The organism is Pseudomonas sp. PSPC3-2, assembly GCF_049897085.1.
GTDB lineage: Bacteria > Pseudomonadota > Gammaproteobacteria > Pseudomonadales > Pseudomonadaceae > Aquipseudomonas > Aquipseudomonas paraveronii.
Map to the genome: position 1 here is coordinate 348,666 of NZ_JAFCVO010000003.1, position 15,096 is coordinate 363,761.

General features: G+C 61.0%; 15 protein-coding genes. 4 read left to right on the forward strand and 11 right to left on the reverse strand.

What is annotated here, in order from left to right; genetic code table 11:
- Nucleotides 1–185: 185 nt before the first annotated feature.
- From choV to ACP7CJ_RS08355, 3 genes are all read right to left on the reverse strand, one after another.
- Nucleotides 186–1,364, reverse strand: a complete 1,179-nt coding sequence (gene choV, locus ACP7CJ_RS08345) for a choline ABC transporter ATP-binding protein (protein ID WP_276195232.1) — start codon at nucleotides 1,362–1,364, stop codon at nucleotides 186–188.
- Entirely contained in the window at nucleotides 1,361–2,209 is an 849-nt protein-coding gene (choW, locus tag ACP7CJ_RS08350) for a choline ABC transporter permease subunit (protein WP_247397755.1), read from the reverse strand. The genes choV and choW overlap by 4 nt, the downstream gene beginning before the upstream one ends.
- Before the next feature lie 69 nt (nucleotides 2,210–2,278).
- Nucleotides 2,279–3,226 carry a choline ABC transporter substrate-binding protein gene (locus tag ACP7CJ_RS08355; protein ID WP_276195230.1) on the reverse strand — a complete coding sequence of 316 codons (948 nt, stop codon included), beginning with the start codon at nucleotides 3,224–3,226 and terminating at the stop codon, nucleotides 2,279–2,281.
- A 424-nt stretch (nucleotides 3,227–3,650) separates the two neighbouring features.
- On the opposite strand from ACP7CJ_RS08355, the gene ACP7CJ_RS08360 reads away from it, so the two are divergent.
- Both ACP7CJ_RS08360 and ACP7CJ_RS08365 read left to right on the forward strand, forming a co-directional pair.
- Nucleotides 3,651–5,027: an L-serine ammonia-lyase gene (locus ACP7CJ_RS08360; protein WP_276195229.1), complete on the forward strand. Its 1,377-nt coding sequence runs from the start codon at nucleotides 3,651–3,653 to the stop codon at nucleotides 5,025–5,027.
- 518 nt (nucleotides 5,028–5,545) lie between these two features.
- Nucleotides 5,546–6,649, forward strand: a complete 1,104-nt coding sequence (locus ACP7CJ_RS08365; protein WP_247397746.1) for a GlxA family transcriptional regulator — start codon at nucleotides 5,546–5,548, stop codon at nucleotides 6,647–6,649.
- Between the two features lie 94 nt (nucleotides 6,650–6,743).
- Here ACP7CJ_RS08365 and ACP7CJ_RS08370 read toward each other — a convergent pair whose 3' ends face one another.
- From ACP7CJ_RS08370 to ACP7CJ_RS08390, 5 genes are all read right to left on the reverse strand, one after another.
- Complete coding sequence (locus tag ACP7CJ_RS08370) at nucleotides 6,744–7,007, reverse strand: hypothetical protein (protein ID WP_247397743.1); 264 nt, start codon at nucleotides 7,005–7,007, stop codon at nucleotides 6,744–6,746.
- A gap of 97 nt (nucleotides 7,008–7,104) precedes the next feature.
- Nucleotides 7,105–7,602: a thioesterase family protein gene (locus ACP7CJ_RS08375; protein ID WP_426099995.1), complete on the reverse strand. Its 498-nt coding sequence runs from the start codon at nucleotides 7,600–7,602 to the stop codon at nucleotides 7,105–7,107.
- 13 nt (nucleotides 7,603–7,615) lie between these two features.
- Nucleotides 7,616–8,581 carry an L-carnitine dehydrogenase gene (locus tag ACP7CJ_RS08380; RefSeq protein ID WP_276195227.1) on the reverse strand — a complete coding sequence of 322 codons (966 nt, stop codon included), beginning with the start codon at nucleotides 8,579–8,581 and terminating at the stop codon, nucleotides 7,616–7,618.
- Between the two features lie 162 nt (nucleotides 8,582–8,743).
- On the reverse strand, nucleotides 8,744–9,631 hold the full coding sequence (locus tag ACP7CJ_RS08385; protein WP_276195226.1) for a 3-keto-5-aminohexanoate cleavage protein: 888 nt from the start codon (nucleotides 9,629–9,631) through the stop codon (nucleotides 8,744–8,746).
- A gap of 88 nt (nucleotides 9,632–9,719) precedes the next feature.
- On the reverse strand, nucleotides 9,720–10,664 hold the full coding sequence (locus ACP7CJ_RS08390; protein WP_276195225.1) for a choline ABC transporter substrate-binding protein: 945 nt from the start codon (nucleotides 10,662–10,664) through the stop codon (nucleotides 9,720–9,722).
- 193 nt (nucleotides 10,665–10,857) lie between these two features.
- Between ACP7CJ_RS08390 and ACP7CJ_RS08395 the strand changes: the two genes are divergently transcribed.
- Nucleotides 10,858–11,802, forward strand: coding sequence for a GlxA family transcriptional regulator (locus ACP7CJ_RS08395; protein ID WP_247403257.1), 945 nt, complete (start codon nucleotides 10,858–10,860; stop codon nucleotides 11,800–11,802).
- A gap of 712 nt (nucleotides 11,803–12,514) precedes the next feature.
- Here the strand turns inward: ACP7CJ_RS08395 and ACP7CJ_RS08400 are convergent.
- Genes ACP7CJ_RS08400 through ACP7CJ_RS08410 form a run of 3 tightly spaced genes read right to left on the reverse strand, consistent with a single transcriptional unit; the run spans nucleotide 12,515 to nucleotide 13,882 of the window.
- Nucleotides 12,515–12,931, reverse strand: coding sequence for a DUF3010 family protein (locus ACP7CJ_RS08400; RefSeq protein ID WP_426099996.1), 417 nt, complete (start codon nucleotides 12,929–12,931; stop codon nucleotides 12,515–12,517).
- Nucleotides 12,932–12,958: 27 nt separating this feature from the next.
- Complete coding sequence (locus tag ACP7CJ_RS08405; protein WP_426099997.1) at nucleotides 12,959–13,441, reverse strand: hypothetical protein; 483 nt, start codon at nucleotides 13,439–13,441, stop codon at nucleotides 12,959–12,961.
- A 39-nt stretch (nucleotides 13,442–13,480) separates the two neighbouring features.
- Nucleotides 13,481–13,882, reverse strand: coding sequence for a lysozyme inhibitor LprI family protein (locus tag ACP7CJ_RS08410; RefSeq protein ID WP_276195222.1), 402 nt, complete (start codon nucleotides 13,880–13,882; stop codon nucleotides 13,481–13,483).
- Between the two features lie 219 nt (nucleotides 13,883–14,101).
- Between ACP7CJ_RS08410 and ACP7CJ_RS08415 the strand changes: the two genes are divergently transcribed.
- A complete protein-coding gene (locus tag ACP7CJ_RS08415) occupies nucleotides 14,102–15,079 on the forward strand; it encodes a dipeptidase (protein ID WP_017849539.1) in 978 nt (325 codons plus the stop codon).
- Nucleotides 15,080–15,096 lie beyond the last annotated feature (17 nt).

The window sequence follows — 15,096 nt, forward strand, 5'->3', positions numbered from 1 at the left end:
TGAAGCCTGGTGGTGTCCCCACTGACACCACTGGGGCAAAAAATGTGGGAGGGGCGGTGCGACGATTCGACTTGCCCCCGATGGCGGTGTATCAGTAACAGATGAACCGACTGACACACTGCAATCGGGGGCAAGCCCCCTCCCACATTTTGACCCTGTTTCTTCAATGGCTTTTGCGGTGTCTGTTAACCGAGGTTTTTGCCTAATAACGCGTGGTACAACTCGCTGTCGCCAAGAATCCCCACCACCTTGTTGTTGTCATGCAACACCAGCTTGTTCCCCGTCTGGTAGCGAATCTGCAACGCATCGCGCATGCCGATGTTCGAATCCACCAGTGTCGGCACGCGGCCCAGGCCTTCCACGGGTTGCCCCGGTGCCCAGTTCTGCAGGTTCATCACCACGCCATTCTGGCGCGCGCCCTGGAGGGTGTTGCCTTCGGCCAGGTCCAGCCACGAGTCGCCGCTCGGATCAAGACACACCGAGCCGTTGACGCGTTTGCAGTTGTCCAGCGTGCGCATCAGGCTGCGCCCGCATAGCACGTTCAGCGGGTTGGTATGGGCGACGAAGGTGCGCACATAGTCATCCGCCGGGTTCAGCACGATCTCTTCCGGCACGCTGTACTGGATGATCTTGCCGTCTTTCATGATCGCGATGCGGCTGCCGAGCTTGAGAGCTTCGTCAAGGTCGTGGCTGACGAACACGATGGTCTTGCTCAGCTTGCGTTGCAGTTCCAGCAACTCGTCCTGCAGGCCTTGGCGGATCAGCGGGTCGAGGGCGGAGAAGGGTTCGTCCATCAGCAGGATGTCGGCGTCCATCGCCAACGCGCGGGCCAGGCCGACGCGCTGCTGCATGCCGCCGGAGAGTTCGTCGGGCTTCTTGTTGCGCCATTGGGTCAGGCCCACCAGTTCGAGCTTTTCGTCCACCAGCTTGCGCCGGTCTTTCTCTGGGAGGCCCTGCATTTCAAGGCCGAAGCTGATGTTCTCGCGCACCGTCAGCCAGGGCATCAAGGCGAACTTCTGGAACACCATGGCGATGCGTTTGGTGCGCATCATTTTCAGCTCAGCCGGGGTGCAGGAGGCGATGTCGATCTGGCGCCCTTCATGCTCGACGAACAACTGGCCACGGCTGACGGTGTTGAGGCCGTTGATGCAGCGCAGCAGGCTCGACTTGCCGGAGCCCGACAGGCCCATCAGCACACAGATCTCGCCTTTTTCTACATCCAGGCTGGCTTTTTCAACACCGACGATCTGGCCGGTCTTTTTCAGGATCTCGTTACGGCTCATGCCCTGGTCCAGCAGCTTGAGCGCTTCGCGTGGGTCTTTGGAGAAGATCACGTCGACATTGTCGAATCGGATAATGCTCATGCATCACCCCCTACTTTCTTGGCGTCGGGTTGTTTGCAGATGCGGTCGAGCATGATGGCCAGCAGCACGATCGCCAGGCCGGCTTCAAAGCCCAGGGCGATGTCGGCGGTGTTCAGTGCGTTGACCACCGGCTTGCCGAGGCCGTCGGCACCCACCAGGGCGGCGATCACCACCATCGACAGCGACAGCATGATGCATTGGGTAATGCCGGCAGCAATACTCGGCATGGCGTAGGGCAGTTCAATGCGCGAGAGCAACTGACGGCGCGAGCAGCCGAAGGCCTTGCCGGCGTCCATCAACTCTTGCGGGACATCACGGATACCCAGGTAGGTCAGACGGATCGGCGCGGCAATCGCGAACACCACCGTGGAAATCAACCCGGGCACCACACCCAGCCCGAAGAGGGTCAGGGTAGGGATGAGGTAGACGAAGGTCGGTACGGTCTGCATCAGATCGAGCACCGGCCGCATCAGGGTGTAGAACAGCGGTTTGTGCGCGGCAACAATGCCCAGCGGCACACCGATGACCACGCAGACCAGGGTGGCGAACAGCACCTGCGCCAGGGTCTCCATGGTTTCCTGCCAGTACCCCAGGTTTAGGATCAGCAGGAAGGAGGCGATGACAAACACCGTCAGGCCCCATTTACGTTGAATAAAGTGAGCGAGTAGCGCAATCAGACCGATCAATGCCAGCGGATTGAACCAGGTCAGCGCGAACGTCACGCCGTGGATCATCGTTTCCAGTGTCGATGCGATTGCGTCGAAGTAGTTGGCGCCATGTTGGGTCAACCATTCGACGAAGGCAGCGATGTACTGGCCTAGTGGGATTTTCTGTTCAGTCAGCATGGTAGTGAATGTCCACATGCGAAGGGGGAAAACATCCCGGGGCAGCGCACCGCCCCGGGGTCAGCGGTGTTACTGGGCGAGGTAGGCTTTCACGGCGTCGAGTCCAGGTTTGCCATCAACGGTGGTGACACCGGCGAGCCAGGTGTCGAGCACTTGCGGGTTCTTCTTCAGCCAGGCTTTCGCTGCGGCGTCGGGTTTCATCTTGTCGTCCAGGACGTTACCCATCAGGGTGCTTTCCATGTTCAGCGTGAACGACAGGTTTTTCAGCAACTGGCCGACGTTGCTGCATTCCTGGGTGTAGCCCTTGCGCACGTTGGTGTAGATGGTGGCCTGGCCGTAGTTGGGGCCGAACGAATCGTCACCACCGGTCAGGTACTTCATCTTGAAGCGGGTGTTCATCGGGTGTGGTTCCCAGCCGAGGAACACGATGGCCTTGCCGCGCTTGGTGGCGCGTTCGACCTGCGAGAGCATCCCGGCTTCGCTGGACTCGACCACTTTGAAACCGGCCGACTTCAAGCCAAACGCGTCTTTGTCGATCAGCGTTTGAATGGTGCGGTTGCCGTCGTTGCCGGGTTCGATGCCGTAGATTTTGCCTTCCAGCTCATCCTTGAATTTGGCGATATCGGCGAAGTCTTTCAGGCCTTTGTCATACAGCGCCTCAGGGACGGCCAGGGTGTACTTGGCGTTCTCCAGGTTGGCGCGCACGGTTTCCACGGTGCCGGCATCACGGTACTGCTTGATGTCGTTTTCCATGGTCGGCATCCAGTTGCCGAGGAAGATGTCCATGTTCTTACCGTCGGCCAGCGACTTGTAGGTCACGGGTACCGAAATCATCGTGGTGCGCGGCTTGTAGCCGAGGCCCTTGAGGATTTCGCTGGTGGTCGCGGTCGTCACGGTGATGTCGGTCCAGCCGACATCGGAGAAGTTAACGGTTTGACATTGTGCCGGTTCTGCAGCGTGCGCCAGGACTGGCAGACTCAGCATGGCGGCCAACAACAACGAGGGTGAACCTTTCATGGGGCTAGACTCCTGTGTGTTTTGTGGCGGCATTCGCCGCGCTTTATAAGTGTTGCGGTTGGAACGTGCTTTGAAGCGGCGGCACGGTGCCTTGCAAACGAGTCGAGACTGATCATGTACCAGTGAAAATCTGACGCCTACAGGGGGCGTCGTATCCAGTACAGGCAGGGTCGCATCCAGTGTCGGTGACGTCGTTTACAGGTTTTTCCCACGGCTAAACGGCTGTTTTTGCCCATCTGCACCGCTAAAAACGCCCAAAACAGGCCATTGCTCGTGAGCGACGCTGGTGAGCATGGTTGCGTCGGTGTGAGACGCCGTGATGACGGATAAAAGCCTGATGATGCCGCCATCTGGGCCGTCTGGGCGATCTGAGCGTAGCAGCTCGTTCAAGCCTGGCCTGTGCTTATCGAGGAGTTTCACGGCAATGGCTATCAGCGTTTTCGACCTGTTCAAGATCGGCATCGGGCCTTCGAGTTCTCACACCGTCGGCCCCATGCGCGCCGCAGCGTTGTTCGTTCAACGGTTGCGTGAACGTGAACTGTTGGAACAGGTGCGGCGCGTCGAAGTTCAGCTTTACGGCTCACTATCGGCCACCGGCATCGGCCACGGCAGCGATACCGCGACGATAATGGGCCTGATGGGCGAGTGGCCGGACGCAATCGATCCGGCGCAGATCGGCCTGCGTATCCAAACCCTGCGCGAGACCGACACGCTGCTGTTGGACGGGCGTTTGCCGGTGCCTTTCGTCTGGGCACGGGACATGCGCCTGCTCGACGAAAACCTGCCGTTCCATCCCAATGCCATGACCCTGGTGGTGTTCGGCGACGACGGCGAGTTGCATCGCAATACCTACTACTCGGTCGGCGGCGGTTTTGTGGTGGATGAAGCCCAGGCCCAAAGCGGCGTGGCGGATCTGGATCGCACCGAGTTGCCCTATGAGTTTTCCAGCGCGGTGGAGCTGTTGCAGTTGTGCAACAGCCACAATCTGCGCGTCTGCGAGCTGATGCTGGCCAACGAAAAAGTCTGGCGCAGCGAAGATGAAATCCGCAGCGGCCTGATGACGCTCTGGCGCGCCATGCAGGCGTGCGTGGAGCAGGGCCTCAAGCACGAAGGTATCCTGCCCGGCGGCCTGAATGTGCGCCGTCGCGCCGCCAAGTTGCACCGCAGTTTGCAGGAGCTGGGCAAGCCCAACGTGATCGGCTCGACCTTGAGCGCGATGGAGTGGGTCAACCTGTTCGCCCTGGCGGTCAACGAAGAAAACGCCGCCGGTGGGCGCATGGTCACCGCACCGACCAATGGTGCGGCGGGGATCATCCCGGCGGTGCTGCACTACTTTATGAAGTTCAGCGACGAAGTCACCGAAGCCAACGTGGTCGACTATCTGCTCAGCGCGGCGGCGGTCGGGATTCTGTGCAAGAAGAACGCGTCGATCTCCGGGGCCGAAGTCGGTTGCCAGGGCGAGGTCGGCTCAGCCTGCGCCATGGCGGCGGCGGGGTTGGCAGAGATTCTCGGCGCCACCCCGGAGCAACTGTGCAACGCCGCCGAAATCGGCCTGGAACACAACCTCGGCCTGACCTGCGACCCGGTGGGCGGGCTGGTGCAAGTGCCGTGTATCGAGCGCAACGCGATTGCCGCAGTGAAGGCGATCAACGCGGCGCAGATGGCCCTGCGCGGCGATGGCCAGCACTTCATCTCCCTGGACCGGGTGATCCGCACCATGCGCGATACCGGGGCGGACATGCATGACAAGTACAAAGAGACGTCGCGCGGTGGGTTGGCGGTCAGTGCGGTTGAGTGCTGAGACCGCGTCGCCTGCATCGGGAGCAAGCCCCCTCCCACACTCGACTGCATTCCAAAGGTGGAACTCGGTCGAGTGTGGGAGGGGGCTTGCCCCCGATAGCGCCAGTCCAAACAACCCTGCTCATAAAGTGAACACCAGAACCAAAAGCGCCACCTTTTAGCGCGTCGCAAACAGATAAGTACCCCCCACACACTTTCCCCTTCGACCAGCCGTCACCCGTGCTTGTGGTGACAGGCGCCGCCCTCACCCTCAAAGCGCCTACCCACAAGTGCTACCGATCTGCTCACGGCCCTTGAACGGAGCCGCTTCGGCGTTCGATTCGGGGCATATCCCGCACTTCGCACAGGGGCTTGTCTAGACACATCAAGAGGTCGTTTTCAGGAGTTATTGAATGGCCATTCAATTTTAGGCATGGCATTTGCTCTATCCATTCAAAGCCTCTCTCCGCGCTGGAGCAGAGCGCAATAACAAGAGCCTCGCCTGAGGCCATCACCCGCTTTGTGTGAGGAGATACCGCGATGACGTCGTTCAACTCCGGGGCCCAACCCCAGAACCGTGCGCCTCAATCCATCGGCTTTTTGCTGCTGGACAATTTCACGCTGATTTCCCTGGCTTCGGCAGTGGAACCGCTGCGCATGGCCAACCAGTTGTCCGGCCGCGAGTTGTATCGCTGGACCACCCTGAGTGTCGACGGTAACCAGGTATGGGCCAGCGACGGTCTGCAAATCACGCCCGATGCCTCCATGCACAAAGCCCCGGCCCTGGACACTGTCATCGTGTGCGGCGGCGTGGGTATCCAGCGCACCGTCACCCGTGAACATGTGTCGTGGCTGCAAAGCCAGGCGCGCCAGTCGCGTCGCCTTGGCGCGGTGTGTACCGGCAGTTGGGCCCTGGCCTGCGCCGGGTTGCTCGATGGCTTCGATTGCAGCGTTCACTGGGAATGCCTGGCGTCGATGCAGGAAGCCTTCCCGCGTGTGTCGATGAGCACGCGCCTGTTCACCCTCGACCGCAACCGCTTCACCAGCTCCGGCGGCACCGCGCCGCTGGACATGATGCTGCACCTGATCAGCCGCGACCACGGCCGTGAACTGTCGGCGGCGATCTCCGAGATGTTCGTGTACGAGCGCATCCGCAATGAACAGGATCACCAGCGTGTGCCGCTCAAGCACATGCTCGGCACCAACCAGCCGAAGTTGCAGGAAATCGTCGCGCTGATGGAAGCTAACCTCGAAGAGCCGATCGACCTGGATGAGCTGGCGGTGTACGTCGCCGTGTCGCGGCGCCAGTTGGAGCGGCTGTTCCAGAAATACCTGCACTGCTCGCCGTCGCGCTACTACCTCAAGCTGCGCCTGATTCGCGCACGGCAGTTGCTCAAGCAAACGCCGATGTCGATCATCGAAGTGGCGTCGGTATGCGGGTTCGTGTCCACGCCGCACTTCTCCAAGTGCTACCGCGAATACTTCGGTATTCCGCCACGGGATGAGCGCGTCGGCTCCAACACCACCCAGCAAGTGGCGATGATGCCGATTCCGCCAGCGCTGGTGTTGTCACCGTTGTCGGGGCCGATGTCGGCGTTGAGCCAGGCGCGGAACGAGTCGACGTTTGCCAGTGTAAGGCTCTAAACCGAGTCGCCTGCATCGGGGGCAAGCCCCCTCCCACATTTGAATTGTGAATACCTTCGAAGGTGGGAGGGGGCTTGCCCCCGATAGCGGTCTATCAGGCGCCAGATTTCTGTTTGAACTGCATCAGCGCCGGCAACAACTGCTTATCGATCGCCTGCCGCACCGCCGGCAAAATCGTCGCGCTGCCGCTGTACATCTGCTCAACCATCTTCTTGAGCGCCTTGGCCCGTGCCTCGCTCAAACCGCGTACCGCACATTCACAGGCCTGCTCGGCGCTGGCGCCGCTGGACACCTCGAAACCCAGCGAGCGCAGTTGGTTCAGCAGGTCATCCTGGTCAATCAAATCCGCGTGCATCATGACGTTTATCCTGGTGAAGGGAGCGGGGGGATTGATTTGGATTCTGGTAGCCGCCCAAGCGGTCGGCAAGGGCAGAATGCACGAATGGCTCAGATGGCTATGAACAGGTCGTTTTCGGGCTATTGGGCGCGGGCAGGCCAATGACGCGGCCGAGGAGGGCGGGCCTGGGCAGGTCGACTTGCGTGGCGCGGATGGCCGCGAGTCGTTCCAGCGTCGCCTCGGTGAACGGCGCCGAGCGCGGCCCGGCGAGGTCGACGTGCAGCAGCATCTGTTCGTTGCCCGCCAGTTCCTTGTCGTCGCTCACCCAGTGCAGGCTGTGATAAAGGTGCAGGCGCTTGGCATCGTGCGCGATCAGTTGGGTGCGCACCTCGACCTCGGCGCCGAGTTTCACTTCGTGCAGGTAGTTCAGGTGCAGCTCCAGGGTGAACAGCGAATGGCCGCTGGCGGCGCGGTTTTCGCTGTCCAGGCCCAGGGTGTCCATCAACGCGTCGGTGGCGTAGCTGAAGATCAGCAGGTAGAACGCGTCGCGCAGGTGGCCGTTGTAGTCCACCCAGTCGGGGTGGACCTGTGTGGTGTAGGTGGTCAGTGCGGGCATGCTGGGGTTTCCCTTATTCGGCGAAGGTCATGCCGTGCTTGGCTTTGGTGGTCTTCACCGCTTCCAGTACCGCCAGCAGGCAATCATCACGATAGCGCTCCAGCGCCGAAATGCTGTGTTGGCCCAACTGAGCGCGGGTGCCGTCGACCACATCGTCGATCAACTTGTCGGTCAGCTCCGGTGCCGGCAGGTAGGTCCACGGCAACTGCAACGCCGGGCCGAACTGCGCCATGAAGTGGCGCATCCCGGCATCGCCGCCGGCCAGGGTGTAGGTCAGGAACGTGCCCATGAACGACCAGCGCAAGCCGGCGCCAAAACGGATCGCGTCATCGATCTCGCCGGTGGTGGCGACGCCATCGTTGACCAGGTGCAGCGCCTCACGCCACAAGGCTTCGAGCAGGCGGTCGGCGATAAAGCCGGGGACTTCCTTGCGCACATGCAACGGGCGCATGCCCAGGGATTGATACACCTTGATCGCCGCCTGGATTGCCTCGGGCGCGGTGTTTTTGCCGCCCACCACTTCCACCAGCGGCAGCAGGTACACCGGGTTGAACGGGTGGCCGACCACGCAGCGTTCAGGGTGGGTCGAGCCCTCGTAGAATTCGCTGGGCAACAGGCCCGAGGTGCTCGAACCGATCAGGGCATTGGGCTTGGCCGCCGCGCTGATTTTGCCGTGCAGCTCCAGTTTCAGCGCCAGGCGTTCCGGGGCGCTTTCCTGGATGAAGTCGGCGTCTTTCACGCAGGCTTCGATGGTGCTGACAAAGCGCAGGCGCTGCTGGGAGGCGCCGGGAGCCAGGCCTTGTTTCTCCAGGGCGCCCCAGGCATTGGCGACGCGTTGGCGCAGCGCGGCTTCGGCGCCGGGCGCGGGGTCCCAGGCCACCACATCGAGGCCGTGGGCGAGGGCGCGGGACACCCAGCCGCTGCCGATCACACCGCTGCCGAGGGCGGCGAAGGTTTTGATATCTGTAATAAAGCGCATGGCGACATTCCTGAATAGTGTGATGTACCCCTGTGGGAGGGGGCTTGCCCCCGATAGCGGTGGATCAGCAGCGAATGCATCGACTGGTACACCGCTATCGGGAGCAAGTCGAATCGTCGCACCGCCCCTCCCACAGGTTTTGATCCGGTTTGGGCAGGGGGGTTAACCGCGTTTTTTGAGGCCCATTTTTATGCGCCCTTCGGCCGGGGTCATGACCCGCGCGCCCAGGCGGCTGAGGATTTCACTGGCGCGTTCCACCAGTTGACCGTTGGTTGCCAGTACGCCCTTGTCCAGCCACAGGTTGTCTTCCAGGCCGACCCGCACGTTGCCGCCCAGCAGCACCGCCTGCGCCGCCATCGGCATTTGCATGCGGCCGATGCCGAAGCCGGCCCACACCGCGTCGGCGGGCAGGTTGTCGACCATGGCTTTCATGGTGGTGGTGTCGGCCGGCGCGCCCCACGGGATGCCCAGGCACAGTTGGAACAGCGGGTCGTCGAGCAGGCCTTCCTTGATCATCTGCTTGGCGAACCACAGGTGGCCGGTGTCGAAGATTTCCAGCTCGGCTTTTACGCCCAGTTCCTGGATACGTTTGGCGCCGGCCCGCAACTGGGCCGGGGTGGACACGTAAATGGTGTCGCCATCGCCGAAGTTCAGCGTGCCGCAGTCCAGCGTGCAGATTTCCGGCAGCAGCGCTTCCACATGGGCCAGGCGGGTCAGCGGGCCGACCAGGTCGGTGTTGCTGCCGAATTCCATCGGGTTTTCGCCGCCGCCGATCTCCAGGTCGCCGCCCATGCCGGCGGTGAGGTTGACGATGATGTCGACGTCGGCCTCACGGATGCGCTCCATCACTTCGCGGTACAAGGCAACGTCGCGGCTGAACTTACCGGTCTCGGGGTTGCGCACATGGCAATGCACTACGGTGGCGCCGGCCTTGGCGGCTTCCACGGCGGCGGCGGCGATTTGTTTGGGGGTGACCGGCACATGGGGGCTTCTGGCGCTCGTGTCGCCAGCACCGGTGAGTGCGCAGGTGATGATGACGTCATGGTTCATCGGGGAGGTTCCTTACAGGCGTGTGATTTCAAGGCGTAGGGCGCCGTTCGCGGTCAGGGACGACCGCGAAACGGTGAGTCAAATACAGTTATTTGCCGGTCAGTTGCAGGTTGGCGGCGGCCGGTTTGCCGTCGAAGGTGGTCACGCCTTCGAGCCAGCGCTGCTGGTCTTGCGGGTGGTCCTTGAGCCACTGCTTGGCGGACTCGAATGCGTCCTTGTGATCCAGCAACGGCTGCATCATTCGGCTCTCGTCGGCGGCGGTGAAGGTCAGGTTGGTCAGCAGCTTGTGGACGTTGGGGCACTGCTCGGCATAGGTCGGCGAGGTGACGCTCCACACGGTGGCCATGCCTTCGTTCGGGCCCAGGGCGTCTTCGCTGCCGGTGAGGTAGGTCATCGCCACATTGACGTTCATCGGGTGCGGCGCCCAGCCGAAGAACACCACGGCTTCCTTGCGGCGCACCGCGCGGTCGACGGCGGCGAGCATGCCGGCTTCGCTGGACTCCACCAGCTGGAATTTGCCCAGGCCGAACTGGTTCTTGGCGATCATCGCTTTGATCTGGGTGTTGGCGCCCGAACCCGGCTCGATACCGTAGAGCTTGCCGCCCAGTTCTTTCTCGAACTTGGCGATGTCGGCGAACGTTTTCAGGCCTTTGTCCGCCAGATACGTCGGCACCGCCAGCGTCGCGCGTGCGTCTTCCAGGCTCGGTTTGTCGAGGACCTTGACCTGCTTGGCGTCGACGAACGGGGCGATGGTCTGGGTCATCAGCGGGTTCCAGTAGCCGAGGAACAGGTCCAGGCGCTGGTCGCGGATACCGGCGAAGATGATTTGCTGGGACGCGCTGGTTTGTTTGGTCTTGTAGCCGAGGCCGTCGAGCAACACTTGGGTCATGGCGCTGGTGGCGATGACGTCGGTCCAGTTCACCACGCCCATGCGCACGTTCTGGCAGGAGGGTGCGTCGGCCGCGAGGACGCTGGTGCTCAAGATGGCGCTGGCGCTGAATGCGAGCACGCAGCGGCTGATCAGTCGGTTCATGGTGGTTCCCTCGGCAGGTCGTTATTGTGGGGGCCGGCGTCTTTATGCGCCGTGCGATCACGTTACGCAGCTTGAGGGGCGACAAAACGCACGGCGGCGACCGGCTCTTGCACTGCAGCGACCTGTGCTCTTGAATGGGCCGTTGAACTGGCGTATCACAGTGACCACGCTGGCGGTCCGACGAGAGCGCACCATGTCCCAGGATTTCTACTTTCTGCTGATGCCGGGGTTCTCGGCCATCGGCTTTATCTCTGCGCTCGAACCGCTGCGGGTGGCCAACCGCTTTCGTGGCGAGTTGTACCGCTGGCATGTATTGAGCGCCGATGGCGGCGCGGTGCTGGCGAGCAATGGCATGTCGGTCAACGCCGACGCCGCGCTGGAGCCGCTGAAAAAGGGCGCGACGCTGATGGTGGTCGCCGGTTTCGAACCGCTCAAATTCGCCACCCCGGCCCTCGAACACTGGCTGCGCCGCCTCGACTATGACGGCGTGACCCTTGGCGCCATCGACACCGGTGCCTGCATCCTGGCCGAAGCCGGGCTGCTCGACGGCCACCGTCTGACCCTGCACTGGGAAGCCATCGACGCGTTCAAGGAAGCGTATCCACAGCTGACGGTGACCCAGGAACTCTTCGAGATCGACCGCCGCCGCATCACCTGCGCCGGCGGCACCGCCTCCATCGACCTAATGCTCGACCTGATCAGCCAGGCCCATGGGCCCGAGTTGGCGATCCAGGTGTCCGAACAATTCGTGCTCGGGCGCATCCGCCCACGCAAAGACCACCAGCGCATGCAGATCGTCACGCGCTACGGCATCAACAACAAGAAGTTGGTGCAGGTGATCGGCGAGATGGAACAACACACCGAGCCGCCGCTGAGCACCCTGGCCCTGGCCGAGGCGATCAAAGTGACGCGACGCCAATTGGAGCGGCTGTTTCGCCTGCATCTGAACGACACACCGAGCAACTTCTACCTCGGCCTGCGCCTGGAAAAAGCCCGGCAACTGCTGCGCCAGAGCGACATGAGCGTGCTAGAGGTGAGCCTTGCCTGCGGGTTTGAGTCGCCGTCGTATTTCACCCGCCGTTATCGGGCGCGGTTTGCCAAGTGTCCGCGGGAGGATCGGCGACGGGAGGTGGTGTGAACGTAGTTCCTACACGCGACAACGATCAAATGTGGGAGGGGGCTTGCTCTCGATAGCGGAGTGTCAGCCACTCATGTGCTGCTGATCCACCGTCATCGGGAGCAAGCCCCCTCCCACATTGGGTTTTCGGTGTGGCTTATTTCTTTATCAGCGCCGAACACGCCGCCTTGAAGGCTTCGAGCAACTGAAACACCCCTTCTCCTGTCAGCGACAACGATCAAATGTGGGAGGGGGCTTGCTCCCGATAGCGGAGTGTCAGCCACTCATGTGCTGCTGATCCACCGTCATCGGGAGCAAGCCCCCTCCCACATTGGGTTTTCGGTGTGGCTGATTTCTTTACCAGGGCCGCACACGCCGCCTTGAAGGCTTCGAGCAACTGAAACACCCCTTCTCCTGTCAGCGACAACGATCAAATGTGGGAGGGGGCTTGCTCTCGATAGCGCAGTGTCAGCCACTCATGTGCTGCTGATCCACCGTCATCGGGAGTAAGCCCCCTCCCACATTGGGTTTTCGGTGTGGCTTATTTCTTTACCAGGGCCGCACACGCCGCCTTGAAGGCTTCGAGCAACTGAAACACCCCTTCTCCTGTCAGCGACAACGATCAAATGTGGGAGGGGGCTTGCTCCCGATGACGGTGTGTCAGCCACTCATGTGCCGCTGATCCACCGCCATCGGGAGCAAGCCCCCTCCCACAGTAAATTGTCGGTGTGGCCTATTTCTTTACCAGGGCCGAACACGCCGCCTTGAAGGCTTCATGCTGGTACTTGTTCAGCGTCGTTGGCAGCTCAAAATTGTGTTTCTTGTTCTGCGCATTGAGGGTCTGCGGCGACAGCAGCGTCACTTCAACGCCGTCGAGCAACTGAAACACCCCTTCAATCTTGAACGTGGTCGGGCCACCGGCGAACTCGCCTTTCTTGCTGCGCTTCTTGATTGCGATGCGTTCGATGGCGTTGTCCTGCACGAACGCCTTCACCTGGGCCGCGAAGGCTTTGACGTTGGCCGCTTCATCGTCGTCTTCAAGGGCGATTTTCTTGGTGGCCAGGGCGACGTGGGTCAGCGTCTGGTTATCCAGGGAGGCAACGGCGAAAATGGCTTCGCTGCCTTTGATTTCGATGCCGCAGATAGTCATGTTCAAGCCTATGGGTATGAGAGGGTGTCAGTAATGCCGATCTTCTTCTTTATGCTGGTAGATCCGGTGCACCGTCCAGAACATCAGCATCAAGCATAAAATCATCAGGCCAGCACTTGCGCTCATGATGTAGAAATTGGGCGAGCTCGATTTGAGGTTTGCCTTGATGTTATGCACTGTCGGAAACCACTTCGAATACACCACTGGCACCGGGCCGCCCACTACGTAGCCTGGGTCGTCAACGTAGCTGCTGTTGTTCACCATGCCTTCTTCGCGATGGCCGTCATGGGTGAACGTGTAATAAACGTTGGTGCTAGAGGCGCGGGGGCCAACACTTTCGAGCTGGGTGATCTGCCCCATTGTTTCTACGGGCGCCGCCTTGATCAAGGCGTAGGGTGCCCCCCGGTCCTTGGACAGAAATAGCATCAGGCAGAGTACTAGCATGAAGAAAAACAGCAGCGTGGCGCGCGTGAACAGGAAATCCCGTTGCGCTTCGCGTGGGTAGTACATGTGAAGTCCTTTTCAATGGTTTTGAACGATAAAGCCTGCTTATTCCTGCCCAATCGACTCCAAAAACTCCGACCGCTCATCACTCATCCGCGCCAGGCAATCGTTCAGCTCGATCGCATAGGGTTTGGTGCCGGTCACCGCCGGGAAGGTGTCCACTGCGCAATCGGCGTCGCGCAATTTTTCCCACTTCTGCTGGGCATCCTTCAGACGAGCGGTAATGTCCGCCAGTTGCGTCTTGTTGTTGCCATAGGTCGAACCCATGCGTTCCAGCAGCCCTTGATAGTTATCCTTGAGCAGTTGTTCGGCGGTGGTTTTGTTGTAGGTGGCGCATTCCAGGGTTTGCTTGTCGTTTTCGATGCCATCGCACGGCGTGCTGTCGGTGTCTTCGGCCGCGTGGACGCCGGTTGCGATGAGTGCCAAAGCCAGGAAAATTGATTTCATTGCGCCGTCTCATATCGGTTGATGCGCGAATTCTGGCCCAAGCGTAAGACAAAGAACAGCCGTCAGACAGACCTGTCATAGCGACCTTCGTCGCGGATTGACGCTTTCGGCAATTCCCCTGTCGTTTTTGCACCCGGTCCGGTCGGCCCCTCGGCATATGCTGACCCCAAAGCGCCGGCAGACGATTCGGCGCACGAATCGCCAATAAGGGGACGCCTGATGAGCCCAGCGCAATTACACGCCGACAGCATCGTTATCGACGGGCTGATCATTGCCAAGTGGAACCGCGAGCTGTTCGAGGACATGCGCAAGGGCGGCCTGACCGCTGCCAACTGCACCGTGTCGGTGTGGGAAGGGTTCCAGGCCACGATCAATAACATCGTCGCCAGCCAGACCCTGATCCGCGAGAACAGCGACTTGGTGATCCCGGTGAAAACCACCGCCGACATCCGCAAAGCCAAGGAACAGGGCAAGACCGGCATCATCTTCGGCTTCCAGAATGCCCATGCGTTTGAAGACCAACTCGGCTACGTCGAGATCTTCAAGCAGCTCGGCGTCGGTGTGGTGCAGATGTGCTACAACACCCAAAATCTGGTCGGCACCGGTTGCTACGAACGCGATGGCGGGTTGTCGGGCTTCGGTCGCGAGATCGTCGGCGAGATGAACCGCGTCGGCATCATGTGCGACCTGTCCCACGTCGGCTCCAAGACCAGCGAAGAGGTCATCCTCGAATCGAAAAAACCGGTGTGCTACTCCCACTGCCTGCCCTCCGGGCTCAAGGAGCACCCGCGCAACAAGTCCGATGAGGAGCTGAAGTTCATTGCCGACCACGGCGGTTTTGTCGGCGTGACCATGTTCGCGCCGTTTCTCGCCAAGGGCATCGATTCGACAATCGACGACTACGCCGAAGCCATCGAATACACCATGAACATCGTCGGCGAAGACGCCATCGGCATCGGCACTGACTTCACCCAGGGCCATGGCCAGGATTTCTTCGAGATGCTGACCCATGACAAGGGCTACGCCCGCCGCCTGACCAGCTTCGGCAAGATCATCAACCCGCTGGGCATCCGCACCGTGGGCGAGTTCCCCAACCTCACCGAGACCCTGCTCAAGCGCGGCCATAGCGAACGCGTGGTGCGCAAGATCATGGGCGAGAACTGGGTCAACGTCTTGAAGGACGTTTGGGGCGAATAAGCCAAACACCCACGGGC

What these genes read in the sequence shown, in the direction of transcription:
- ACP7CJ_RS08385 (WP_276195226.1), bottom strand. Translation starts at nt 9,631, where the DNA reads ATGAACCATGACGTCATCATCACCTGCGCACTCACCGGTGCTGGCGAC.
- ACP7CJ_RS08400 (WP_426099996.1), bottom strand. Translation starts at nt 12,931, where the DNA reads ATGACTATCTGCGGCATCGAAATCAAAGGCAGCGAAGCCATTTTCGCC.
- choW (WP_247397755.1), bottom strand. Translation starts at nt 2,209, where the DNA reads ATGCTGACTGAACAGAAAATCCCACTAGGCCAGTACATCGCTGCCTTC.
- ACP7CJ_RS08380 (WP_276195227.1), bottom strand. Translation starts at nt 8,581, where the DNA reads ATGCGCTTTATTACAGATATCAAAACCTTCGCCGCCCTCGGCAGCGGT.
- ACP7CJ_RS08410 (WP_276195222.1), bottom strand. Translation starts at nt 13,882, where the DNA reads ATGAAATCAATTTTCCTGGCTTTGGCACTCATCGCAACCGGCGTCCAC.
- ACP7CJ_RS08390 (WP_276195225.1), bottom strand. Translation starts at nt 10,664, where the DNA reads ATGAACCGACTGATCAGCCGCTGCGTGCTCGCATTCAGCGCCAGCGCC.
- ACP7CJ_RS08370 (WP_247397743.1), bottom strand. Translation starts at nt 7,007, where the DNA reads ATGATGCACGCGGATTTGATTGACCAGGATGACCTGCTGAACCAACTG.
- ACP7CJ_RS08415 (WP_017849539.1), top strand. Translation starts at nt 14,102, where the DNA reads ATGAGCCCAGCGCAATTACACGCCGACAGCATCGTTATCGACGGGCTG.
- ACP7CJ_RS08395 (WP_247403257.1), top strand. Translation starts at nt 10,858, where the DNA reads ATGTCCCAGGATTTCTACTTTCTGCTGATGCCGGGGTTCTCGGCCATC.
- ACP7CJ_RS08405 (WP_426099997.1), bottom strand. Translation starts at nt 13,441, where the DNA reads ATGTACTACCCACGCGAAGCGCAACGGGATTTCCTGTTCACGCGCGCC.
- ACP7CJ_RS08360 (WP_276195229.1), top strand. Translation starts at nt 3,651, where the DNA reads ATGGCTATCAGCGTTTTCGACCTGTTCAAGATCGGCATCGGGCCTTCG.
- choV (WP_276195232.1), bottom strand. Translation starts at nt 1,364, where the DNA reads ATGAGCATTATCCGATTCGACAATGTCGACGTGATCTTCTCCAAAGAC.
- ACP7CJ_RS08375 (WP_426099995.1), bottom strand. Translation starts at nt 7,602, where the DNA reads ATGCCCGCACTGACCACCTACACCACACAGGTCCACCCCGACTGGGTG.
- ACP7CJ_RS08355 (WP_276195230.1), bottom strand. Translation starts at nt 3,226, where the DNA reads ATGAAAGGTTCACCCTCGTTGTTGTTGGCCGCCATGCTGAGTCTGCCA.
- ACP7CJ_RS08365 (WP_247397746.1), top strand. Translation starts at nt 5,546, where the DNA reads ATGACGTCGTTCAACTCCGGGGCCCAACCCCAGAACCGTGCGCCTCAA.